The sequence below is a fragment of the Bacteroidales bacterium genome, from assembly GCA_021157585.1.
In the GTDB taxonomy this organism is placed as follows: domain Bacteria; phylum Bacteroidota; class Bacteroidia; order Bacteroidales; family UBA12170; genus UBA12170.
In genome coordinates this window covers 1-23,865 of the sequence record JAGGWH010000104.1, presented here as the reverse complement: position 1 = coordinate 23,865, position 23,865 = coordinate 1, and the positions used below count along the sequence as shown (strand labels likewise).

The window sequence follows — 23,865 nt, the reverse complement described above, 5'->3', positions numbered from 1 at the left end:
TTTTTATACAGGTAAAATCACTTTTCTATTTTGTATGTATAGTTCTCTTGTCGGTACAAATTCCAGTAAATATTTTCAAAACCTCCGTTATTTTGCTTTTCAAAATGCAATTGGTTTTGAAGTAAAGGAATACGAAAATCAGGAATATTTTCTAACATATCGTCGCCAAAATGGAAAAGAGCCTGTAGAAAATAAAAAGTAGCATCATATCCAAGAAATGAATAAGTTTCAACTTCCGGAATTTTATTATATTGTTTTTGGAATTTATAAATAAAACGGTTTACGTCTTCAGAAGTATAATCAACAAAATTTTCGCTTGCTACTCGCAAACTAAATGGCTGAGAATAATCTACATCTAAATTCATAAAACTGTGCCAGTCGTCTGGCAAGCCAATTACTTTTATATTTAAGGAATCGCGTACAAAATTCAGTTTGGTAAACAATTCTATAGCAAAAACTTCGTCGCTACCCATAGCAACAATTAAATTATCGCGAAAAAGAGAAGCATTATTCATAATTCCGGACAAACTATCAGCAGAATAAATAACTGTATTTATAGAATTGTTTACCCAAGTTGTATCAAAAGGATGAGCAATTACACTATCTAAAACAAATGCAGTTTCAATTTTCTCTAATTCATAACGTAAAGTATCAAGATATGTCTCTTGCTTGTCTTCCATATATTTATCTATTTTTTGTAAAGCATAAGCGTTTAAGAAATAGGACTTTTCTTTTACCTGCTCTTTCAGAAGACCGGAAATTAAATTGTACTCATTAGATAATTGATATGGATTATTTCTCACAATTATGGTATTATATTCCGACATATTTTGTCCAACAAAATCGGCAACACTATGATATAACGCATTTGGTTTTGGAATCATCTTAAAAACATAAGGATTTTCATAGATAACTTGTCTGCGCGTTGAAAGTGCATTTACAAGTGGAATATGATATTCTTTACTAAATTCGGAAACCAAAGCAAAGCTACGACTGAACAGGAGGCTTACTATCAAATCCATATCACGTAAACTAGGGTCTTGTAAAAGCAATGCTGTTTCTATTTTATCATCATTCACATCGTAAACACGAAAATTTATTTGCATTCCTAACTGTCTCAGACTATCAACGGCAATTTGTGCTCCTTCATAGAATTCCAAAAATCGAAAAGCTCGGGTCTCATAACGTTTAGCTAATAGTTCGCCACGATCCATATCTAATAAGCTATCAACGTCTGATAAATACAAAGGGAGCATCAAAGCAACGTTAAAAACGCGATGTGTGTTTTGAGTATATATTTCCTGTTCAAATTCAATATCTTTCTTAGTTTCAAACGGTTCTTCAGTTATTTCCTCTTCTTTTTTATCAATAAAATCTAAGGGAATAAAAATGGTTTCTCCCCGACGGACTTTTGTTGGAGCATTAGGATTTAGCTTTTTTAAATTATGTACAGAAATTTCGTATTCACGAGCAATACTGGATAACTTTTCTTTTCTATCGGTTACTTTATGTTCAATAAAGCCCTTTTCATTTGGTTGTCGTGGAATTTTAATGTTTTGACCAATAGAAATAGCATCTGTCAATCCAGGGTTAATTGCTTTTATTTGATTGATATTAACACCATATTTTCGGGCAATACCATACAAACCTTCTTTTGGTTGTACTTGATGAATAATATATGTTTTTCTTTCCTGTGGCTTTTTATTTAATACAACCTTAGGAATTAATACAATTTGCCCCGGTTTAATGTCGTTGCCGGAAAAGTTATTGATATATTTAAGCGTTTCTAAGCCTATTCCATATCGCTTAGCAATACTAAATAAGGTTTCTTTAGCTTGAACGGTATATTCAAAATAGCTTAACTTTTTTGTTGCTTGCGGAACTTCCGTTTTCTTAGTTATTAGTGTCGTCTTGTATTCTATTTCAGGGATTTTTAAATGAAATCCGGGAGAGATATTGGTAGAGTTAAGTTTATTAATATTAACTATATCTTCAACTGTTACATCAAATATCTTAGCAATAGAAAATAGCGATTCACCCTGTTTTACAATATGAAAGAAATAGTTATCGTAAGATACTGTTGGGCTTGATGATGTTTTAACTTCTGCTATATCGGCTTTAGGGATTAGAATAACAGCTCCTAATTTTAGTTCATTATCCAAATCAGGATTAGCAGTTTTTATTTCGTCGGTTGTTACTCCATACACTTTGGCAAGGCTATAAAAAGTATTCCCTTTTGCAATTGTATGCAGATAAAAAACTTGATTCCCTATCTGCTCTGTTATTTCTGATTTTTCTACTGTTCCCCATTCTTGAGCATAGCTCACGGAAGAAAGCCCGAGAAAAAGGCTAAGTGTTATAACACGAAGTATTAATTTTATATTTATTTGCATCATTTCTAAAACGACAAAATTATAGTTTTATTTATATCTTTTTATTTCTCCACTTTTTACCCTTGCCAAATAGTCTTTCAGATCGCGTTTTACTTCGGGAGCCATAATAATTAATCCTAATATATTAGGTAATCCCATACTTAAAATCATCATATCAGAAAAGTCGGTAACAGCTCCCATTGTTGATGAAGAACCTATGACAATAAATATCAGGAACAATATACGATAAAAATTTGCAGCATATTTACGTGTGCCAAACCATTTTTCTGACATACCACCAAACAAATAGTCAAAGCTTTTTAATCCATAATAAGACCAGCTAATCATAGTTGAAAAAGCAAATAAGAATATTGCTACAACCAAAAGGTAAGGAAACCAGGAAAAAACTGTGCCAAAGGCTTGAGATGTTAATTCTGCTCCTTCTAAGTTGTCGGGATTTAAATAGCTGCCGGTAAAAATAATTACCAAAGCCGTCATTGTACAAATCACAACAGTATCTACAAAAGGTTCAAGAAGCGCAACAAAACCCTCGCTGATAGGCTCGTCGGTTTTTACGGCAGAGTGAGCAATAGCTGCCGATCCGGCTCCGGCTTCATTAGAAAATGATGCTCTTTGAAACCCGACAATTAACACGCCAATAAAACCACCTTTCATTGCTGTTGGAGAAAAAGCACCTTCAAAAATCAAACGAAACGCTTCTCCCGTTCGGTCAATATTCATAAAAATAATAATCAGTGCTGTTCCAACATATAAGGCTGCCATAAATGGAACTATCTTATCTGTAACATGAGCAATACTTTTAATACCGCCAACAATTACCAGACCTACCATTATGGCTAATACTGTTCCAAAAACCCAACCGTAATCGCTTATTGCGGGATAAATGGTTTTAAGTTGAGCAAAGGCTTGATTTGCTTGAAACATATTTCCGCCACCAAAAGAACCTCCTATTGCTAAAACAGCAAAAACAACAGCTAAAATAGCTCCCAACCATTTCATTCCCCTGTTTTTCATTCCCATATAAAGATAGTACATCGGACCGCCGGAGACTTGACCAAAAATATCAATCTTACGGTATTTTACACCTAAAGTACATTCTACAAATTTTGTTGACATACCCAATAAACCGGCTAAAATCATCCAAAAAGTTGCTCCCGGACCTCCAATTACTATTGCAATAGCAACGCTGGCAATATTTCCTAATCCAACAGTTGCTGAAAGAGCTGTTGTGAGAGCCTGAAAGTGGGTAACTTCACCGGAATCTTCGGGATTATCAAATTTTCCGCGTACAATATCAAGAGCGTGTTTAAATCCGCGAAAATTGATAAATCTCATATAAACAGTAAAAAATAAAGCTCCCATAATAAGCCAAGCAACAATCATAGGAATATGACTTTTAACCGGATTTCCGGCTTGATCTAATACCGGATTTCCTTTTTCATCATAAATTACAGGATCGTGTAATCCGAGGGCTTCAAAAGGATCGAAAAATAATACCGTTGCCATTTTAGCAACTATTGGTTCGAAAAAGGAATTGATTTTATCGCTTGTAGTCTCCTCTTTTATTTTTTCAATATTATTTGACTGATTGGTAGTGTCTTGTGCAAAAACAGTATTGTAGGTAAATATAAATAGAAGTAAAAGAGTACTTAAAATAAGTTTTTTTGCCATTATACTTGGTTTTATAGTTGTTTTTGCACACAAAAAATAGGTATTTGTGCTGTATTAAATAGTATTTTCTCTTCGGGAGAACCTATGATAAAAGAAGGCTCAAACTCATCGTTATCTACTTTTATAACTATTAATTGAGCACTGTTTGAAATGGAAAATTCCATAATTTGTTTAGGAAAATCGGCTTTAAATTCGGCAATATCTTCAGTAAAATTAATTTTATGTGCTAAAAAAGTATCCCGAATATTTATCAATACTTCTTCCATTTTAGCTTTTACTTTTGCCCTTGTTTCGTTATAAATAAATAGCTTAACTGTTGCATTAAAGCTTTTGGCGACAAACAGAGTCCATTTTAATTTAGTTTTATACTCGGTTGAGGTATTTACCGGAAAGACAATTGTTTTATATCCTTCTTCAAAACCTCTTTTTTGAACTACAAAAACAGGAATACTAACGGCATTAATAAGTTTTAAAGCCTGACTGCCTGTTATAATCTGCATTCCTTTTTTACCATGCGTTCCAAACATGAGTAAATCAATTCCCAGCTCGCTTACTAAAATAGGAATTTGCTCTGTTATTTTTCCTTCAAGCACCCTAATATCTGCTCTAATATTAAAATCGTTTCTTAGTTGTTTCTGATAATCTTTAAGGTATTCTGAAACGAGATCTTTACTTTCTTTGTTTTTCTTTAGATAAGCACGAGTATCGCTATTGATAACATGTGTCAAAATTAAATTAGCTCCTGTTTGTTGAGCAATTCCGGCAGCATGCGTTATTGCATTTTCGCTTATTAATGAGAAATCGGTTGGAACTAAAATGGATTTAACCATAGCAATATTATTTTCTTAAAGATTTTATTTGTTCAGGAGTTCCCAAAACAAAAAGTGTAGAGCCAATTTCTATTTTTACATCAGGTGTTGGATTAATAATAAATTCTCCTTTAGATGTTTTAAAACCTACAATGTTAGCTCCTGATTTTTTTCGTATTCCTATTTCGAGTATTGTCTTATTATGATATTCTTCTGGTAAATCCATATAATCAATCTCTTCTAAATTTGTTAAAGAATCTCCTCTATACGATAGATGGTCTAAAAACTCAACAACATTTTTTCTGGTTACAAGTTTTGCCATATGAGCACCCCCTACTTTTTCAGGAAGAATAACATGATCGGCTCCGGCAAGATATAGCTTTTTTTCTGCGCTTTCGTCAGAGCCACGACTGATAACGGTTATGTTTTTGTTAAGGGATCTTGACGAGAGGGAAATATAAAGATTATCGGCATCAAGAGGCAGAGCCGATATTAAAGTTTTAGCATTTTCGATGCCTGCTTTTAATAAAACATCATCGTTTGTAGCATCACCTTCAACAAATATTACTTTTTCGTTAGTATCGTTTGAGATAACTTCTGTTTTTTCATCAATTACTAAAAAAGGTATGTTATATGCTAATAATTCTTCGGTAACTTGCTTACCTATTCGGCCATAACCGCAAACAATTGTATGATCTTTCATCTTTTTGCTTTTTTTATGAATTCTACCTCGTATTAATTTTTCCATATTACCTTCAACAAAATACGAAGTAATAATAGAAATTGAATATGCATAAACAGCTAAGCTAATAAAAATTAAAAATATGGTAAATATTTTTCCTTCATTTGTTAACTCATGAAGAAGGCTATATCCTACAGTTGAAAGAGTAATAATTGATAAAAAAACAGAATCTAAAAAGCTGTCGCCCTCAAAATACATAAAACCAATTGTTCCTGTTAATAAAACTGTTGCAATTGCAATTGCAGCGTAAAACAATCTATTTAATGAGGCATGTTGAGACACGGGTTCAAATATTAATTATTTAATTGCAATATTAAAGAAATACAAGGATTTAACCAAAACTGTTCTTCCGAACTAAACTACTCAAATTTACTTTAATAAATGGTTTCCTATCGGACATTCAAGACATTTTTTTGTGTCGCAATATTTTGTTTTAAGTTGAATTAGTGCCTGTGTTTGAAAAGCAGATTTAAAAACCAAGCCTTCTTGCCCAAAATTCTTTGTTGCTTTATTATTCTCGGCAGGAATTAAATTCAGAAATTCTAATGCTTTTTCAATCAGGAATTCTTTATTTCGTTCTTTTCCATAAAGAAACATAAATGGGATTATAACATTGATTAACAAAAGATTGATCCTGTTTTTACTCAATTTCTTGGGATGTGTATCTGTGTGTTTATCCCAAATATAATGACTATCCCAATAGGATGATGCTTTAACGTTAAATAGGCGATAAAGATCTTCTATTTTCGCACTTTCAATAATTTTTGAGAATAAGTTTTTATGAGCAAAAAGCAAAGCTGAAAATTGTGCAATACGTAAAGTTGGGAAATTATATGGTCGTAAACGAAGGTATTTCCAAAGATGTCCCTGTAAACTGTTAAGCTGATATTTTTTTGCGAGATAAGTGTATTCTTTTTTCAAACTAATAGGATATTCATCTACAAAAGGATTTGAGTAAAGTAAACCTGCTTGCCCAAAGAGCAAAGCTTCAATCTGAAATATTTTATTGTGTTGATATAAAACTTTTTTCAGAGGTAAGGATTCGGCTAATCGAATAAAAACATCTTGATTTATTTTTAAACCAAAACCTCCGGCTAAGACCTGATAAAATGTTTCTTCCCAGTCGTTTTTATTCTTTTCTAAACGATTAAGAATAGTTTGAGATTTGTCTTCCAAACGCTCAATACTCAAACGAGAATATAAAGCATTTAGTTTTATTTTCGGGAAATCGTTCAGTTGACCACTACAGGGAATCCACTTTTCCGATTTTAAAAATCCTTCATATTTTTTTAGTAAATCCTCTTTAAATTTCCCCTTTAATTCTAAGCAGGGAATAGTTTCTCCGTTTTCTAAACGAACATCCATATCGCAACTGTAAACTACATGTAAAATGGTGTTATTATACGCTTTGTCTTTTTGATGTTTATGTTTGTTCCAGTCGGAAGCCTGCAAATGTAATTCAACATTCCCTGCCCAAATGGTCTCCGCTATTTTTACTTTTGCTTGAATAAAATCCGGTCCTGCATCTGTATTATGCAAGCCGGTATTTATTACTTCAATACTTTCGTTATTAGTAGTAAAAAGCGAAGGCTGAAGTAAACGAAATCTCCATAGATAATGTAAAAATTCTTCTTTCATCGAAAAATAAATGAGAAATCTATATTTGGAATTTTAAAGATACACTTTTCAGAGCGAAACTCAAAATCAAATAATTCAATATTGTAACCTTGGTTTTTATTTTGCATCAAAGTTATTGATTGAAGAGTTCACAAAGCAGTTAAACATTTGTCAGCTAATTGGTGGACTAAAAAGAGAAAATAATGGAAGCAAAGAAATTATATAGAAAATCACGCGAAGGAGTTTTTGGTGGTGTTTGTGCCGGATTGGGCGACTATTTTAATATTGACAAAGTTCTTATTAGATTGATTTGGGCACTAACGGTAATTTTTGCAGGATTTGGCTTACTGGTTTATCTTATTGCTTGGATAGTAATTCCTGATGATGTAATTACGAACTATTGATAAACATAAAATATTAATGAATTTTTGAGGGAACAGAGGATTTTGTATACCCCTTTTTAAATCCAAATATATTTACTGTTTATACAAAGGTTTAAACTCATACTTTTTTGCTATTTAATTAATACCTTTGTTTAAAAACAAATCTATTAATTATGCATATTTCATCTGCTTTTGATGCCGGAAATATTGAAGTTATTTCTGCTGTCGATCCACAAAATATTGAGTTAAATATCCGAAAAGATACCAATGCTGAATTCTTTCAGTGGTTTTATTTCCGTATTCAGGAAGCGCAAGGTTTAGATTTAAGTATAAATATTTTAAATGCTTCGGAATCATCTTATCCCGAAGGTTGGGAAGATTATCAAGCTGTTGTTTCTTACGATAGAATTACTTGGTTTAGAGTTCCAACTTCTTACGATGGAAAGAAGCTGACTATTGAATTTATGCCTGAATACAATAGTGTGTATTTGGCTTATTTTGCGCCTTATTCGCACGACCAACACCTCAATTTATTAAGTACGGCACAAATGTCGCCCGAAGCTATGGTAGTAAATATTGGGCAAACTGTTCAGGGTCGTGATTTGGATATGCTTGTAATTGGTAATGATGAAGAGGAAAATAAAAAACGAATTTGGATTATAGCTCGTCAGCATCCGGGTGAAAGTATGGCAGAGTGGTTTGTAGAAGGTTTTTTAAATCGTATATTAGATGATTCTGATCCGCTTTCTCGTAAACTTTTGGAGAAAGCTGTTTTCTACGTAGTCCCAAATATAAATCCCGACGGATCTTTACTTGGTAATTTAAGAGCAAATGCTGCCGGTGTTAACCTTAATCGCGAATGGGCAAAGCCTAATCCGGAAACCGCTCCTGAGGTTTATCATATTCTTAAAACAATGGAGCTAACGGGTGTGGATCTCAATCTTGATATTCATGGCGATGAAGCCTTACCATATAATTTTATTTCTTCGATAGAAGGAATCCCTTCTTATAACGCTCACCTAAAAATGATTGATGAAAAATTTTCAGAAAGCTGGGAACGTATTAGTCCCGATTTCCAGACTAAAGAAGGCTATCCTAAAAACGAAGCCGGAAAAGCAAATCTTAATGTTTGTTCAAAAGCTATAGGTGAGAAATTCGGCTGCTTATCAATGACAATGGAAATGCCATTTAAAGATAATGCAGATATGCCGGATGAAATTTTTGGCTGGTCACCCGATCGTGCAATGAATCTTGGAGCTTCTGTTTTACATCCGATAGCAGAGATTATTGACGATTTATAGAAAACTTTATACTTTTTTAGTATAGAATATGCCGAAATGCCGGATAATGGCGGTAGACATAACTTAGGATATTTTGGAATTCCAATCTTTCACGCTGTCAGCCGTTGGCTAGGTTTATAGAAACGAAAAAACATTAGTAAACCAAGAAAAAGTTTTTAAAGCGTTTTTTATTGTAAAACATAAATTACAGATAATCAGTAAGAAAAACGTTTTTAATCGTTTATATCCGACTACAAATATTTATTAACCGACTAATATTTGCTTGCCAATATACTTTTGCATCAACAGGAATTCAAACGGGATTCCATCATCAGTAAAAAACAAGTATTATGAAAAACTTAAGAAATCAAGTCCAATTAATTGGCCGCTTAGGCGCAGATCCAGAAGTAAAAAGTTTAAATTCAGGAACCAAAGTAGCACGCTTTTCTCTTGCCACCTCCGATTATTATAAAGATAAAGACGGAAATAAAGTGGAGGATACTCAGTGGCATAAAATTATTGCATGGAATGGAAGTGCAACTTATGCCGATAATTATTTGAAGAAAGGTATGGAAATTGTGGTTTCAGGGAAATTGGTTTATGGTAGTTACGACGACAAAGACGGAAATAAGCGTTATACTACGGAGATAGTAGTAAACGACATGCTTATCCTAAGTAAAAAAGAAAACTAGTTTTTTATAAGCCAAAGTTTAGCCGGCTTCTTTGTAAGAAGTCGGCTTTTTTAATTTCCAAAATAGCTTTGAAAATGCTGACTTTTCATCATTTTTAAAAATAAGTAGAAAAAACTTGATTGTAAACGAGGGTGTTTATCAAAATGATTAATCATTTTAGTGTGCCGTTGTACTATTTTAATAATAGATTTGAGTTCGGGCGTAGTATATTTTGGGTCTAAAATTTTACGTGCTATTTCTTTGCCGCTTGTAAGTGCCATAGCAATTCCTTCGCCTGTTGCTTTAGATACCAATCCGGCAGCATCGCCGACTAAAAACACAGTACCAAAAGCATAAGCTTGATAGTCGTAATTTAAGGGAGCGCTTTTAAGGTTTTCTTTTTTAAAGCTATAATTATTTTTTACTAAGAAATTATCTAAGATCTTTTTTGCCTCACTTCCCGAAATAAATTTTGGGTTAAAATGAAAGCCAATATTTGTATGTTTTAGATGTGGAAAAACCCATAAATAAGCAGAGCCCCAATCTTTGGTATTTACATACCATTCAAACTTATTGCTAACAAAATCAAGATTATAATACAGACCCATATTTTGAGTAGAAGATAATTTTAATGATTTACGCACCAATGAGTTTGAGCCATCGGCACCCACGAGATATTTAAAATTGATCTTCCCGTTTTGAGTAATTATAGAATTGGATTTTATTTCTAAAACGCGGTTATCAGTGTATACATCAATATTATTTGCATTTTTGAGTTTTTCCAATTGATATTGTCCTAAATCGGTTCGCGAGATAGTTTTTAAGGGATAAGCTAATTTAATTTGATGTTCTTTACCGTTAAAAAATATATGCTGAGTTTTAAATTCTCTGCTTTTGTTTTTGGGTAAATCAAAATCAGCATCCAAACGAGTTAAACCACCGGCGCAAATTTTTGGTCCGACAATACTATTTTTTTCAAGTAGTAAAACAGTTAAAGCACTATTTTTTAATTCTTCGGCGCAAGCCAAACCGCCCGGTCCAGCTCCAACAATTATTACATCGTATTTGTTTTTCATTTTGTGCATACTGTTTTCATCAGCGAACAAAGATAAGTTTTTAACACATTTGTAAATGAGCTTGTTTAATTTAAACAGCCAGAGGTGTATTATTGTTGGTCTTATTCATTTTATCTATTTTTGCAAGCAAATCATTTTTAATCGGAATATACAACATGAACAGGACTTACTTATTACTAATTACTTTTTTTACTTTTTCTCTTTTTTCAGCAAATGCACAGCAAAGCGATTTAAAAATTCTGTATGGCGAACAAACCTATAACCAATATTTAGAAAAGGATTGGTCGGGATTAATTACAACAGCAAACGAAGCTTTAGATAAAGGTGTTGATTTCTATTATTTGCGAATTCGTTTAGGTATAGCTTATGCAAATCAGAAAAATTACCGAAAAGCTATAATAAATTATAAAAAAGCAATAGATTTTGTTCCTAACGATCCTATTGCACAAGAGTATTTATATTATGCATATCTGTATTCGGGGCAGAAGAATGTGGCACGACTTTATGCTGCCAATTTACCTATTTCTTTAAGAAAGAAAATAAAGCCTGAAAATCTTTCCGCTTTAGGAAATATCTATATGGAAACCGGTTTTGCTTTTGCCGATTACGACGATAAAGACATTAGTCTTCCTTCTACATCTGAAATTTATTTATCAGAAATATTTACTCGTAAGTCACAAAGCTATTTTAATATGAATCTTTTGCTAAATGTGGCAAAACCGGTAAGTGTGAATCTTGCTTATACCAGCTTGGGGATTCAATCAGAGCATCAGTATAAAGTTAAAGATAAAGATTTGGAGCAAGAGGATTTAACTGTCAAGCAAATTGATTTTGCTCTATCGGTAAATATTTATAATGCTTCCGGCTTGATGATAACACCATTTTTTCATAATGTTAACACATCTTTAACCCTTACCGAAATAATGTACGATACCACAGCATATGAATTAGAACAGGGTATTGATATTGATTTTGGAAGAAGTATAAATAGTTTAAAATGGAACGACCAACTCCTTGGTTTTGGTGTTGTAAAACGAAGTGGCTTGTTTGATTTAGCAGCTTCTTTGAGCTATTCTTGGTTAAACGAAACTAGTCAGCGACAGCTAAATGCCAAATTAAGCTACTTGCCAAAAGGAAATTACAGTTTGTATTTTACTCCCGAGTTACGTTTTTTTAATGAAGATCAAAGCTCTAGAATGATTTATAAACTTGCTGTGGGTGGGCAATTAACCACAAGATTGTGGGGCGAAACAGCTTTTACTTATGGCGATTTAAAAAATACTCACGAAAATTTTGGAGCTATAGTTTATAATCTGCCCGACAAAACAATATATAAAGCCGATGCGGTTTTAAACCTTGCTTTTACAAATGGAGTCAGCCTTTCTCTGCGTTATCAATTAACTCGAAAAGAAAGTCCATTAACAAGCCATACTTTAGGAACAGCTCAGGATGAGGGTTTTGGTTTTGGTGGAGGAACAAGTGATATGGGAACAGACTGGATAGAAACAGAAACCTTTTTTCCGTTTAATCAGCACTTTATTATTTTTGGATTTAATTGGGCAATTTGAGTTAACACTCGATTTTTATTTAGTAGAAAATTTATTTTGCACTATTGATAAAGCAATATAGATTAGAATAATTATTGGAAAAGCGGTAAACTGTAAAAGTATAAGCAATACAATAGCAAGACTTATAAACACAAATCTAAATTTATTATCGCGCCAGCTTAAATTGGAAAATTTTAGAGCGAATAGCGGAAGTTCTGCTACCATTAAAATGCTAATTAAAAATGCCATAATTAGTAAAAACCAATAGTTTGAAATCCAGCTTTGGAAAATAGGTAAATCAATAGTATAAGTTGCGCTTAGAATAAATGGGAGTGAGGCAAAAAATAAGGCGTTTGCCGGAGTTGGCAAGCCAATAAAACTTGTAGTTTGTCTTGTGTCGATATTAAATTTAGCTAAACGGAAAGCTGCAAAAACAGGAATTATAAAAGCAAAAAATGCTGCAATATTATAATTAAATAAAATCCATTGAGGAAGGTTATTGGTTTGTAGCATAAGCTGATAAGCAATAAATCCCGGAGCAACTCCAAAGCTTACTAAATCAGCAAGCGAATCCATTTCTTTACCTATGTTCGACTTTATTTTGAGTAAGCGTGCTGACATACCATCAAAAAAATCAAAAAAAGCACCTAAAGCAATAAAAAATCCTGCCCAAAGTAAAACCCCTTCAAAAGTGGCTATAATAGCAAAAATACCGCTAAGAAGGTTTAGTGCCGTAATACTGTTTGGAATCTGTTTTTTAAACATTTGTTTCTATTTCTTCAGCAAAAGTAAAAAATAGCAGGCAATAATTGTTAAAGCAAAAGAATATAAAGAGCATTTATTATAATTCATCGCTTCAAAAGCTAAACAAGATGCTGTCAATCAAAACAAATGTACTAATTTTGCAGCATGACAAATAACGAAGATAAATTGAAGAAAATAATAAGTCATGCTAAAGAGTATGGCTTTGTTTTTCAGAGTAGTGAAATATACGACGGCTTAAGTGCCGTTTACGATTATGCTCAAAATGGTGTTGAGCTTAAAAAGAATATCCGAAACTATTGGTGGAAAGCCATGGTGCAAATGAATGAAAATATTGTTGGTTTAGATTCTGCAATATTTATGCACCCTACAATTTGGAAGGCTTCCGGTCATGTGGATGCTTTTAACGATCCGATGATTGATAATAAAGACTCTAAAAAACGCTATCGTGCCGATGTTTTGGTTGAGGATTATTTGGCTAAAATTGAAGGAAAAATAAATAAAGAAGTTGCTAAGGCGCAAAAACGTTTTGGTGACTCGTTTAACAAAGAAGAATTTTTAAGTACCAATCCAAGAGTTCTTGCCAATAAAGAAAAAATGGAAGTTATTTCCAAGCGTCTTTATGGTTCTTTAGAGAAAAATGACTTAGTGGATGTTAAGGCTTTAATAGAGGAATTAGGAATTGCTTGTCCTGTTTCGGGTTCTAAAAACTGGACGGAGGTAAAGCAATTTAATTTGATGTTTGCTACTCAAATGGGATCTACATCAGAAGGAGCAAACGAAATTTATCTTCGTCCGGAAACGGCTCAAGGTATTTTTGTGAATTACCTGAATGTACAAAAGACAGGACGCATGAAAATACCTTTTGGAATTGCACAAACAGGAAAAGCATTTAGGAATGAGATTGTTGCGCGTCAATTTATTTTCCGTATGCGTGAGTTTGAACAAATGGAAATGCAATTTTTTGTCCGCCCCGGCGAAGAAATAAAATGGTATGAGTATTGGAAATCCGAGCGTATGAAGTGGCATCTTTCTCTTGGAATGAAAGCAGAGAATTATCGTTTCCATGATCATGAAAAATTAGCACATTATGCTAATGCTGCGGCAGATATCGAATTTAATTTCCCTATGGGATTTAAAGAGCTTGAAGGTATTCATTCGCGTACCGATTTTGATTTAAAAGCTCACGAAGAATATACCGGTAAAAAACTTCGTTATTTCGATCCTGAAATTAACGAAAGTTATGTGCCTTATGTTGTAGAAACATCCATCGGATTAGATCGTATGTTTTTAGCAATCTTGAGTACGGCTTATAAAGAAGAGAAATTAGAAGATGGTTCGGAACGTGTTGTTTTAAATCTTCCTCCAGTATTGGCTCCTATAAAAGCAGCTATTTTGCCTTTACTAAAAAAAGACGGTTTACCTGAGAAAGCACGCGAAATTATGGCAGAATTGCAGGATGATTTTATGTGTAAATACGAAGAAAAAGATGCTATTGGAAAACGCTATCGTCGACAAGATGCTATCGGAACACCTTTCTGTATTACCGTTGATCATGACAGTCTGAAAGATAATATGGTAACAATTCGTGATCGCGATAGCATGAAACAAGAACGTGTTGCTATTTCTGAATTGCGTCAGATTATTGCAGGTAAAATAAAAATTAAAGCTTAAAAAGAATAAGGATTAAGGTTTTTCAAGAAGCTGTTTTGCTAAAAGAAAATCTACAGTATAAGTTATTTTTATGTTTTCTTCGCTTCCGGAAACTAAGTAAACGGAAGCAAGATTATAATACTGAATAAGACTACTATCGTCGGTAAAATTTGTTTTTCTTTCTTTTGTTGCTAAAGAATATGCCGTTTTTAAAATATCTGTTTTAAACGCTTGTGGCGTTTGAATACGCATTATGTTATCTCTTTCGGGATAGGATACCGCAAGTTTATCTTTATTAGTAAAAACTATAGTATCTGTTGATTTTATAGCACAACTAACTGCTTTTTCTTGTTTGAGTTTTAAAAGACAATTATCAATAAGTAAATTGTTTATAAAAGGTCTGGCAGCATCGTGAATAAGTATGTTTTCAGCCGAATCATTTAATATGCTTAAAGCGTTTTTAACACTTTCAAAACGTGTTTTTCCTCCGGCAATTAATTTTACGGTTTTTGGTAATACCTCTTTCTTAAATCTTTCTTTTTCGGATAAAAGTAAGTCTTCGGGGAGGACTAAAATTATGGTGTCAATTTTATGGTGGGCTAAAAAAACATCTAAACTATATCGGTAGACAGCCTTATTATTTAAAAGCAAAAAAGGTTTTAACTTCTTGTTTTTAAAACGTTCCGATTTTCCGGCAGCAAGAAGAATTGCGGTGGTTTTTTTCATTTCTTGAATTTCTGTTCGAGTAAATCTATAAATTTTCTTCTTTTGGTAAATTGCAGTATCTGACTGTATAAATTGTGCTTTTGTAAAAATACAGAAATTGTATCAAACTATTTAGGCTTAAAATAATATCTATTTTTTCAACCAATAAAGCGGTGATAGTAAAAGCAAAAGTAAAGCCGACAAAATTAAAGCTAAACTAACAGAATATAAATCGGCAATAAAGCCGATAAATAAAGCTAAAAGAGCCGTAATAGCAGCTTGAATTTGTGAGCCTATGGATAAAATAGTTGCGTTTATTTTTTCATTAGAATAGTTTATTACCCGACTAATACCTATGGGTTTTCTTAAGTTTTCGATAATATAAATCCCGAAAAATAATAGGACAGCAATTAGTTTTAAATCGAAATATAAAAGTAAACCGGCAAAACCACCAACCAAAACACCCACAATAATACTATAGTTTAAAGCTCTTTTATCGGAAGTAAAAAACGATAGAAATTTTTGTGATTTTTTTGATGCAACAGAAGATAGAAGAAATAGTAAAGTATAAGCAATACCAATAAAAATAGCATTTTGCTGATTAGTATTAAAGTTTGGTAAAAAGACAATGCCGGCACTAAAACTTAAAATAAGTACCTGAAAATAATCCTTTACAGATTTATAATAAGCAGAGTAAAACGATAGATTAAATGTTGCCAAAACCATTTGCTTTTGTTTAAATGCCTTCAAACTTTCTACGCTTAACTGTAATGCTTTTTTCCAAAGCTTACTAAAAGATTCATTTTTATTAATAGTGTCTAAATAAGCAGGATAAAGACTAAGGTTAATCAGTCCGAATAAATAAGGAATGGTAGAAAAAAGAAAAATAGTTTCAATATTGGCATTTAAAATAACAATAAAAGCTGCAAGAGTAGCAGAAAGGGCGGAGCCTAATTGGGAGCAGGCTCTGGTGTTTCCATAATAATCTGTTTTTAAAGAATCCCATTCCTTATGTTTTAAATAAGTAAAAATAAGTGCTTTATGCGTCCCTGAACGAAAGCTTTCGCCAAAAGAAAAAACTAACATTGCAGTGGCAGCCAAGGCAAAAGAATGTGCAAAATAAAACCCTAAAAACGAAAGCAGATAAGCGATATAAGAAATAATTAATGTCTTTTTTCGCCCAAAAGTATCAGCAAAAATACCGCTGGGAATTTCGGTTATAATAAAACCCATTTCACGAATAGCATAAAGCATCCCGATATCAAAATAATCAAAACCTTTAGAAAGAAAAAATAGAAGTAAAAAAGGGTCGAAAAACCGAAGGTTTTTTAAAAAACCATAAGCGCAAAACTGATAAAATTGTCTGTTTTTAAACGTTGTCATTAATTTGATTATTGAAAAACACCCTGAAATATAGCACTAAATTTTATCTTAATCTCGGAATTAATTGATTAAATTTTTCACGCCTTTTTTGAGTATAGAAGCTTAAAAATTTAAATCCAAAACCATCATCGACGAAAATACATTAATTTAGCACAAAGAAAAAAACTGATAATGGACTGGAAAATATATACCAAAGGAGGCGATAAAGGTAAAACGGCTTTAATTGGCGGAAAGCGCGTTCCTAAATATCATCAGCGAATAGAAGCTTACGGAACGGTTGATGAACTAAAATCTTATATTGGTTTAATACGCGATTTGTCGGAAGATGGAGATATACGTGATTTATTATTTGAGGTACAGGATAGGTTGTTTACAGCCGAGAGTCTGATTGCTGCCGACTCCGAAGAATCATCTAAAAGTTTGCCTAAGTTATTTGAAACCGATGTAGAGCTTTTAGAAAAAAGTATTGATAAAATGAATGAAACTCTTCCTCAACTTTCGAGTTTTATTATGCCCGGGGGGCATATTTTGGCTTCGCATACGCATATTGCCCGTACTATCTGTCGACGCGCCGAACGCCAAACAATTAAAGCGGCAAATGAATTTAATATAGATTCTTTAACAATTAAATATTTGAACCGCCTTTCGGATTTCTTATTTGTTTTAGCTCGTAAGTTTGCCGTAGAACTTGGTGGAGAAGAGATTAAGTGGAAACCCAGAGTGTAGGAACACTTTTGATATAAAGTATCTTGATAAGAACTAAATTGATAAAAATGAATATCAACTCGAAAATTAAAATTATTGCTTTTGATGCTGACGATACGCTTTGGGTAAATGAGACTTATTATCGAGAAACAGAAAGAGCGTTTACGCATCTTTTAAAAGATTATTTACCGGAAGAAAAAGTAAGCGAAATACTCTTAAAAACGGAAACGCAAAATATTAAACTCTATGGTTATGGCGTTAAAGGCTTTGTGCTTTCGATGATAGAAACGGCTTTAGAAATAACTAAAGATAAAATCGAAAATGAAATTATCAATCAAATTTTAACTTTGGGTAAAGCTTTAATTAATAAACCTATTAAACTATTAGATGGAGTTAGATTGACTCTTGAAAACTTAAATAAAAGAAGTGTAAAATTAGTTTTGGCTACTAAAGGCGATTTGTTGGATCAGGAACGAAAATTAAAAAAATCGGGTTTAGCCAAATGTTTTCACCATATCGAAATAATGAGTAATAAAAACCAAGATGATTATCAAAAACTCTTGGAGCGTTTAGAAATTTCTCCCGATGAATTTTTAATGGTAGGTAATTCGGTGAAATCAGATATCTTACCCGTTTTAGCTATGGGTTCTTATGCCATTCATATTCCGTACCACACAACTTGGATACACGAAAATGTTACTAATAATGAACAAAATAACGAACGTTTTTTAAAAATAAAGTCCATTTTAGAATTATTAGAAGCCATTTAGCGATAACCCTCACTCTTTTTTATTAAATTTGATGAAAGATATAAGGCAATATTTATTCCTATGATAAAAAAAACGGCTTTCCTCTTCTTACTTTTCTTTGTTTTATCAAGTTTAAAACTTAACGCACAAAATAAAGATATTGCATTTGATTATTCCAAGAATCTTGAGATTTACAATAATCTTATCAAAACACTCAAGATGTCGTATATTGATACATTAAATTTTTCTGAGTTAAATAAAACTGCTATTGATGCTTTATTGGCAGAATTAGACCCGTATACTGTTTTTATTCCCGAAGCAGAAAAAGAAAGTTTTGAATATGTACGTACAGGTAAGTACGGAGGTGTGGGACTTGCAATTGTAAAAAACGAAAATGACTACGCTTATATTTCCAACATTATGCCCGATCAGCCGGCCGATCAGGCGGGTTTGCAAATAGGCGATAAAATACTTAGAGTTGATGGTTACGACACCAGAAAAATGACAAAAAAAGAACTTGGTGTTATTTTTAAAGGCACACCCGGAAAGCCTTTTTTGTTAAGTATTGAAAGACTTGGTGAAATAACTTCGGTAGATTATTTATTAACTCGTAAAAATATTAAGGTAAGAAATGTTGCATTTTCTACTATGCTCGATAATTCTATTGCATACATTTCCCTACAATCTTTTACTTTAAATGCTGCAAATGAGTTCTTAAGTGCTTTTCTCGATTTAAAAGAAGAAAATCCAAAAGGTTTAATTATTGATTTGAGAGATAATGGAGGCGGTTTAATAATAGAAGCCGTTCATGCTTTAAATGTATTTTTACAACGTGGTTTAGAACTCGTTAGAACGGAAGGTAAACAGGCCAAGAGCGAATATATCTACCGTACTCAACGTCCGGCTGTAGATATTGCTATACCATTGGTTTTTTTAGTCGATGACCAAACAGCTTCAGCAGCTGAAATAATGGCCGGAGCGGCTCAGGATTTTGATAGGGCTGTTTTGATAGGACAAAATACTTACGGAAAAGGATTGGTGCAAAATGTTGTTCCTTTAAATTACGACGCTCAGTTAAAAATTACTATAGCACGCTTTATATTGCCAAGCGGAAGAGGTATTAAAAACGAAGAATCACAAGCTTCAAGTGAAGTCTTTACCACATTGAGTGGAAGAGAAGTCTTTGAAGGAAAAGGGCTTACGCCCGATATTAAAATGATTAAAAAAGTTAACGATCCTCAACTTCTTGATCAATATAAACGACTTTTTATTTTTGAGTTTGCCAATGAGTATTTTGCAAAACAAAACCGTAAGGAGATTGATGAAAATTTTATTGTTGATGATGTGATTGTAGATTCTTATAAACAATTTCTTGCAGAAAGAAATTACAGCTATGTTAGCCCTACAGAAAAGAAAGTTCGTGATTTGCGAAAACAAATTGAGAATGAAAAAGGACAAGAAGAGTTAGTAAATTTATTACTGCAAGCCGAAAATCAACAAAGATTGCTTTCGGAGCAGCAAAGCTCACAGGCGGTTCAAGAACTAAAAAATATTTTGCGTTTTGAAATCTTAACTCATAAGTTTTATCGCGAAGGCGCAGCACGACTTTGCTTAGGAAATGATGAAGCCGTACAAAAAGCTATTGAAGTTTTAAGCGATAGAAATACCTATCAAGCACTAGTAAGACCACAAAAATAATGAATCGGCAGCCCCGTTTTATACTTTCAAGATTATCACAAAATTATTACGAAGAATTTTTCTTTTTCTTTCTTTTAGTAATGGCATTTGCTATTCCAACATCTCGTTTACTAATGAGTATGAGCCAAATTGCATTAGCAAGTTTGTGGATATTAGATGGACGGTATCGCGAAAAACTCACTCTCTTTTTTCGTAATAGAATTGCTGTTATTTTATCTTCATTATTTATTGTACATCTTGTAGGCTTGCTTTATACCGCCGATTTTGAAGCTGCGTTTAACGACTTACGAATAAAACTACCCTTATTACTTTTGCCTTTCTTTTTTAGTAGCTCAACACGGTTTACCAAGAAAAAAACTATTTGGATTTTAATCGCTTTTATTGCCGGAGTGCTATATGCAAGTCTGTTTGTAAGTGTAGAAAATTGGATTTGGGGCAAAGATATTAAGTCTATATTATCCGATAGGTTTATAAAACATATGCGATTTAGTTTAAGTATAAATTTGGCTATTTTCAGTCTGTTATTATTGCTTGTTTATGAGTGGAAAAAGATATGGCTCAAGGGTTTAGCCTTTTTAATTGTTCTTTGGCTTTTTGTGTTTATGCTGAAAACGGGTGCTTTATCGGCTTATATTATTTTTGTTTTGTCCTTAGTATTTTTATGGATTTATACTTTAAGTCAAATCAAAGGCAAGAAATTTATCTTTAGTTTATTTATCTTTTTCATTACTCTATTTGCGGCTTCTTATTTTGTAATTTCTTCTATAATGCCTCTTTTTTTGAACGATGAAATAATAGAAAGCCTGCCCTTAGATAAAAAAACAGCACAAGGAAATTATTATAGCCATAAGCCAAAAGAACTAACAGAAAACGGAAAAAGAATCTATGCCTATGTTTGCGAAAAAGAGTTAAATAAGCAGTGGAGCAGCAAAAGTGAATTTCCTTTTTATGGAACGGATAGGAAAGGGCAAGAACTAAAGACAACACTTATTCGTTATTTGACATCTCTTGATTTACGTAAAGACAGTTTGGGATTTAGTCAATTATCCGATAGGGATATTTTGAATATAGAAAATGGTATTGCCAATATTAATTATGTTAGTAAAGCAGCATTTAAAGTTCGTTTAATGCAATTAGCTTTTGAGATGGAACAATTAAGGATTAACAATAACCCTTCCGGTTATAGTTTAGCTCAGAGACAAGAATTTTGGAAAAGCAGTTGGCATATGATAAAGAAATCTTCCCTTTTTGGCTACGGTAGCGGCGACAATACTACAATTATGCAAGAAGGTTATAGGGAAATAAATACCAAATTAAGTAAAGATTTATGGTTTCATCCGCATAATCAGTTTTTAAGTTTTTGGCTTAGTTTTGGAGTCTTTGGTCTTTTTCTTTTCCTTTTTATACTGTTTTATCCCCCTGTTTATATTGCTGCTTTTAAAAATCCGTTTTATTGGCTCTTTTTTATAACTATTTTCTTTTCTTTTCTTGTTGAAGATGTGTTGGAAACCCAATCGGGAGCGACATATTTTGCTTTTTTTAATGCTTTCTTTTTAATGCTTTGGCCTTTGGAGTTGAGTAAAGATGAAACTCAAAAGAGAGAAAGAAAAGAGATAGAGAAGTGAAAAATAAATATTCAATACATCCCTTCATCTTCATATGCTTATACTGTTGGGAAAAACACATTGGATATGAAAATTAACAAATAACTCTCTATAAAAGGATCATATGTAATAGGAGCAGCAGTTGTTAGTACGACTTAGTTGACGATTCTTTATCGGTCTTGCCGACCGAAAACGAATACCTTCGAATCTGCTACGCTTCTTACACAGACTGCTAAACCCCAAAATAATCGGGGCAAGTCGCTCAATAAGCTCTAATTTTCAATAAATCTAAAATAACTCCCAATTGTTGATAAAATCAATATATCAACAAGCGTATTTAACTGATTATTAGTGAGCTCAAATTCTTTATTCTCAAGAATTGATAGTTCTGACGGTTAATTTTTTATAAAATCATGTGGGTAATTTTGCATACGATTTTGAAAAGTTAAAACAGATTCTTTTTTAATCACACCATCATCAATATTGATAGCCTTTTGAATTGTAGGGTTTTTCATCCAACTTTTACGACCTTCTAAAATTGTTTGTAGATAAATAATTAGTGCTGCAGAAATCGACCTTGAAGCACTTTCCCATAGATAACTTGGCGTATGATCAACTGCATAATAGTCGATGCTATCGATCTTTAGAATTGGGGTTTTAAAAGTTGTAGGCTTAGCAAAATAGAATCCCATACCTTCGTCGCAACTTACATCAATAATTAAACTTCCTGATTTTAAAGTATCTTTTTCTTCTTCCGTGACAAAATCGATTGGATTGTCTGTATCCTGATAGGTGCCATTAATAATGATTTCAGATTCACTGATTAAATCGGATAAAGGCCGAACTGTTCCATCGTGTTCAATAGTTACCATTCTGGCCTCACCATTATTCCCTTTACGGATACGAACATAATTAACATCTAAAATTTCTTCACGCACCTCATAATCCGGTCTTTGGATACAAATTGTAATATCTCTGAAACCATGAGCTTTGAGTGCATAAATAGCGCCGCGACTAACTGCCCCAAAACTAAAAATAATTACTTTTCGTTGGTTACCATAATGGCCATCAATACCCCTTAATTGTAATGCATGAATAACTGCACAATAGCCTGCCATTTCATTATTCTTATAAAATGTATGTCTACCTATTTGACCATCAGGAGACCAAACAAACATATCCTCAAATGCAATTAATGTTAATTTTCGGTCTATTGCAGCTTGCGTAATATCACGTTGTTGTGCGGAATGTGGATAACCCCATATTAAACCTCCTTCACGTATTTCTTGTAAATCTGCTAATACAGGTTTCGCAATAATTACCGAACCTAAATCGGCCAATAATTCATGACGAGAGGCAACTCCTCCGGTTTGAGAAATAAAAAAATCATCATCTAAACCAAAAGGAATACCATATCCCTTTTCAAAAATTAATTGTTTCCTAATATCTTCCGGTATACGTGATAAATGTTCCGGATGAATTGGTACGCGTTTTTCATCTTCTTTTCTTGAAGTTCCAATAACTCCTAATGTTAGTTTTTTCATAAATTCTACTTTGCTAATTATGCTATAAATAAATTAATGTCGGCCTGACTATCCGTAATTCAATGAGAAATAATTTGCCAGAGTGAAAGATTTATTATTAAAGCAGCAAAGTGGAGTAGTGACTAATTGAAATCAAAAATGGTATAAACCTGCTGCAAAGATACTCTGTTTTTCTAAAAGACGCTTAAATTAAAAAATTGACAGTAAAAAATAGTCTATAATGCGCGCTCATACAGCCTGCCGGCAGCTATAATATTTATACCTATAATTAAATATTTTTGTAAATAGAAAAATTAGAAATATTTAGTTTTCGTCATTACAATAATTGTATGCGACTGATTACTATTATATTATACTCATTAAACCCAAGATGTTAATGTAATATAATAGCTTTTTATAATTGGGGATTGATGAGTAAAATCCCATTGTGTTAATGTGAGTAAATGCGGTATGCGGAGAATGATCACAATATACTCCTTAAATATGCGGAGAATATTTGCTATATCTGATTTATTATTAGCTCGTTCTGATGAAAGTTCACAGCGTTTTTAAAAGGGAAAACCCTCCTTTTTTATGTTCGGGTTTTATCGTTTTTTTAAATAAACTGCTCATTTTGTTGAATAAACAAAATATTACTGTAACTTTGGGAGTATAGCATTAATATACCCCTCTAATTTGAGTTATAATAAATACATAAAACATATACATATTCCCCACATTTGGGTGGTATAGTTTAACTTTTATAAACATATAAACTAGTTTACCAGCAAGCATAAAACACAATAATTATGAAAAAACTACTTTTAATTTCGGCATCCCTTTTATTAATGAATCATTTATTTGCCCAGCAAATCACAGTCGGAACAACATTTT

General features: G+C 32.7%; 19 protein-coding genes. 9 read left to right on the top strand and 10 right to left on the bottom strand.

The window, feature by feature from the left end; all coding sequences use genetic code 11:
* Window positions 1-17 precede the first annotated feature (17 nt).
* The 5 genes from J7K39_07305 to J7K39_07285 form a co-directional block, all read right to left on the bottom strand.
* Entirely contained in the window at window positions 18-2,396 is a 2,379-nt protein-coding gene (locus J7K39_07305; protein MCD6179694.1) for a LysM peptidoglycan-binding domain-containing protein, read from the bottom strand.
* A 24-nt stretch (window positions 2,397-2,420) separates the two neighbouring features.
* Window positions 2,421-4,064: an alanine:cation symporter family protein gene (locus J7K39_07300; protein ID MCD6179693.1), complete on the bottom strand. Its 1,644-nt coding sequence runs from the start codon at window positions 4,062-4,064 to the stop codon at window positions 2,421-2,423.
* A gap of 11 nt (window positions 4,065-4,075) precedes the next feature.
* Window positions 4,076-4,894: a universal stress protein gene (locus J7K39_07295; protein ID MCD6179692.1), complete on the bottom strand. Its 819-nt coding sequence runs from the start codon at window positions 4,892-4,894 to the stop codon at window positions 4,076-4,078.
* Window positions 4,895-4,901: 7 nt separating this feature from the next.
* Entirely contained in the window at window positions 4,902-5,897 is a 996-nt protein-coding gene (locus J7K39_07290; protein ID MCD6179691.1) for a potassium channel protein, read from the bottom strand.
* 87 nt (window positions 5,898-5,984) lie between these two features.
* Window positions 5,985-7,253, bottom strand: coding sequence for a DUF2851 family protein (locus tag J7K39_07285; protein ID MCD6179690.1), 1,269 nt, complete (start codon window positions 7,251-7,253; stop codon window positions 5,985-5,987).
* 182 nt (window positions 7,254-7,435) lie between these two features.
* Between J7K39_07285 and J7K39_07280 the strand changes: the two genes are divergently transcribed.
* From J7K39_07280 to J7K39_07270, 3 genes are all read left to right on the top strand, one after another.
* A complete protein-coding gene (locus J7K39_07280; GenBank protein ID MCD6179689.1) occupies window positions 7,436-7,636 on the top strand; it encodes a PspC domain-containing protein in 201 nt (66 codons plus the stop codon).
* Between the two features lie 152 nt (window positions 7,637-7,788).
* Entirely contained in the window at window positions 7,789-8,916 is a 1,128-nt protein-coding gene (locus J7K39_07275) for a hypothetical protein (GenBank protein MCD6179688.1), read from the top strand.
* A gap of 329 nt (window positions 8,917-9,245) precedes the next feature.
* Window positions 9,246-9,587: a single-stranded DNA-binding protein gene (locus tag J7K39_07270; protein ID MCD6179687.1), complete on the top strand. Its 342-nt coding sequence runs from the start codon at window positions 9,246-9,248 to the stop codon at window positions 9,585-9,587.
* A gap of 50 nt (window positions 9,588-9,637) precedes the next feature.
* Here the strand turns inward: J7K39_07270 and J7K39_07265 are convergent, their stop codons facing one another.
* Window positions 9,638-10,642 carry an NAD(P)/FAD-dependent oxidoreductase gene (locus J7K39_07265; GenBank protein MCD6179686.1) on the bottom strand — a complete coding sequence of 335 codons (1,005 nt, stop codon included), beginning with the start codon at window positions 10,640-10,642 and terminating at the stop codon, window positions 9,638-9,640.
* Window positions 10,643-10,797: 155 nt separating this feature from the next.
* On the opposite strand from J7K39_07265, the gene J7K39_07260 reads away from it, so the two are divergent.
* Window positions 10,798-12,210, top strand: coding sequence for a hypothetical protein (locus tag J7K39_07260; GenBank protein MCD6179685.1), 1,413 nt, complete (start codon window positions 10,798-10,800; stop codon window positions 12,208-12,210).
* Between the two features lie 15 nt (window positions 12,211-12,225).
* Here the strand turns inward: J7K39_07260 and pssA are convergent, their stop codons facing one another.
* A complete protein-coding gene (pssA, locus tag J7K39_07255; GenBank protein ID MCD6179684.1) occupies window positions 12,226-12,954 on the bottom strand; it encodes a CDP-diacylglycerol--serine O-phosphatidyltransferase in 729 nt (242 codons plus the stop codon).
* A 144-nt stretch (window positions 12,955-13,098) separates the two neighbouring features.
* Here pssA and J7K39_07250 point away from each other — a divergent pair, with 144 nt between their 5' ends.
* Complete coding sequence (locus tag J7K39_07250; GenBank protein MCD6179683.1) at window positions 13,099-14,625, top strand: glycine--tRNA ligase; 1,527 nt, start codon at window positions 13,099-13,101, stop codon at window positions 14,623-14,625.
* 12 nt (window positions 14,626-14,637) lie between these two features.
* On the opposite strand, the gene ispD is transcribed toward J7K39_07250, so the two are convergent.
* Together ispD and J7K39_07240 are read right to left on the bottom strand one after the other, a co-directional pair.
* The gene (ispD, locus tag J7K39_07245) at window positions 14,638-15,330 is read right to left on the bottom strand and encodes a 2-C-methyl-D-erythritol 4-phosphate cytidylyltransferase (GenBank protein ID MCD6179682.1); all 693 of its coding nucleotides are present in this window, start codon (window positions 15,328-15,330) and stop codon (window positions 14,638-14,640) included.
* Between the two features lie 129 nt (window positions 15,331-15,459).
* Window positions 15,460-16,692: an MFS transporter gene (locus J7K39_07240; GenBank protein ID MCD6179681.1), complete on the bottom strand. Its 1,233-nt coding sequence runs from the start codon at window positions 16,690-16,692 to the stop codon at window positions 15,460-15,462.
* Window positions 16,693-16,863: 171 nt separating this feature from the next.
* Here J7K39_07240 and J7K39_07235 point away from each other — a divergent pair, with 171 nt between their 5' ends.
* From J7K39_07235 to J7K39_07220, 4 genes are read left to right on the top strand one after another with little or no spacing between them, the layout of a single operon-like run.
* Window positions 16,864-17,418 carry a cob(I)yrinic acid a,c-diamide adenosyltransferase gene (locus J7K39_07235; protein ID MCD6179680.1) on the top strand — a complete coding sequence of 185 codons (555 nt, stop codon included), beginning with the start codon at window positions 16,864-16,866 and terminating at the stop codon, window positions 17,416-17,418.
* Window positions 17,419-17,465: 47 nt separating this feature from the next.
* Entirely contained in the window at window positions 17,466-18,167 is a 702-nt protein-coding gene (locus tag J7K39_07230) for an HAD family hydrolase (protein ID MCD6179679.1), read from the top strand.
* A 60-nt stretch (window positions 18,168-18,227) separates the two neighbouring features.
* On the top strand, window positions 18,228-19,844 hold the full coding sequence (locus J7K39_07225; GenBank protein MCD6179678.1) for a S41 family peptidase: 1,617 nt from the start codon (window positions 18,228-18,230) through the stop codon (window positions 19,842-19,844).
* Entirely contained in the window at window positions 19,844-21,469 is a 1,626-nt protein-coding gene (locus tag J7K39_07220; protein ID MCD6179677.1) for an O-antigen ligase family protein, read from the top strand. The genes J7K39_07225 and J7K39_07220 overlap by 1 nt, the downstream gene beginning before the upstream one ends.
* Window positions 21,470-21,843: 374 nt before the next feature.
* On the opposite strand, the gene J7K39_07215 is transcribed toward J7K39_07220, so the two are convergent.
* Window positions 21,844-22,992: a N(5)-(carboxyethyl)ornithine synthase gene (locus J7K39_07215; protein MCD6179676.1), complete on the bottom strand. Its 1,149-nt coding sequence runs from the start codon at window positions 22,990-22,992 to the stop codon at window positions 21,844-21,846.
* Window positions 22,993-23,865: the final 873 nt, after the last annotated feature.

Coding starts and splice junctions, on each gene's coding strand:
- J7K39_07240 (MCD6179681.1), bottom strand. CDS start 16,692: ATGACAACGTTTAAAAACAGACAATTTTATCAGTTTTGCGCTTATGGT.
- J7K39_07230 (MCD6179679.1), top strand. CDS start 17,466: ATGAATATCAACTCGAAAATTAAAATTATTGCTTTTGATGCTGACGAT.
- J7K39_07225 (MCD6179678.1), top strand. CDS start 18,228: ATGATAAAAAAAACGGCTTTCCTCTTCTTACTTTTCTTTGTTTTATCA.
- J7K39_07280 (MCD6179689.1), top strand. CDS start 7,436: ATGGAAGCAAAGAAATTATATAGAAAATCACGCGAAGGAGTTTTTGGT.
- J7K39_07295 (MCD6179692.1), bottom strand. CDS start 4,894: ATGGTTAAATCCATTTTAGTTCCAACCGATTTCTCATTAATAAGCGAA.
- J7K39_07260 (MCD6179685.1), top strand. CDS start 10,798: ATGAACAGGACTTACTTATTACTAATTACTTTTTTTACTTTTTCTCTT.
- J7K39_07270 (MCD6179687.1), top strand. CDS start 9,246: ATGAAAAACTTAAGAAATCAAGTCCAATTAATTGGCCGCTTAGGCGCA.
- J7K39_07220 (MCD6179677.1), top strand. CDS start 19,844: ATGAATCGGCAGCCCCGTTTTATACTTTCAAGATTATCACAAAATTAT.
- J7K39_07305 (MCD6179694.1), bottom strand. CDS start 2,396: ATGATGCAAATAAATATAAAATTAATACTTCGTGTTATAACACTTAGC.
- pssA (MCD6179684.1), bottom strand. CDS start 12,954: ATGTTTAAAAAACAGATTCCAAACAGTATTACGGCACTAAACCTTCTT.
- J7K39_07275 (MCD6179688.1), top strand. CDS start 7,789: ATGCATATTTCATCTGCTTTTGATGCCGGAAATATTGAAGTTATTTCT.
- J7K39_07265 (MCD6179686.1), bottom strand. CDS start 10,642: ATGAAAAACAAATACGATGTAATAATTGTTGGAGCTGGACCGGGCGGT.
- J7K39_07250 (MCD6179683.1), top strand. CDS start 13,099: ATGACAAATAACGAAGATAAATTGAAGAAAATAATAAGTCATGCTAAA.
- J7K39_07215 (MCD6179676.1), bottom strand. CDS start 22,992: ATGAAAAAACTAACATTAGGAGTTATTGGAACTTCAAGAAAAGAAGAT.
- J7K39_07300 (MCD6179693.1), bottom strand. CDS start 4,064: ATGGCAAAAAAACTTATTTTAAGTACTCTTTTACTTCTATTTATATTT.
- ispD (MCD6179682.1), bottom strand. CDS start 15,330: ATGAAAAAAACCACCGCAATTCTTCTTGCTGCCGGAAAATCGGAACGT.
- J7K39_07235 (MCD6179680.1), top strand. CDS start 16,864: ATGGACTGGAAAATATATACCAAAGGAGGCGATAAAGGTAAAACGGCT.
- J7K39_07285 (MCD6179690.1), bottom strand. CDS start 7,253: ATGAAAGAAGAATTTTTACATTATCTATGGAGATTTCGTTTACTTCAG.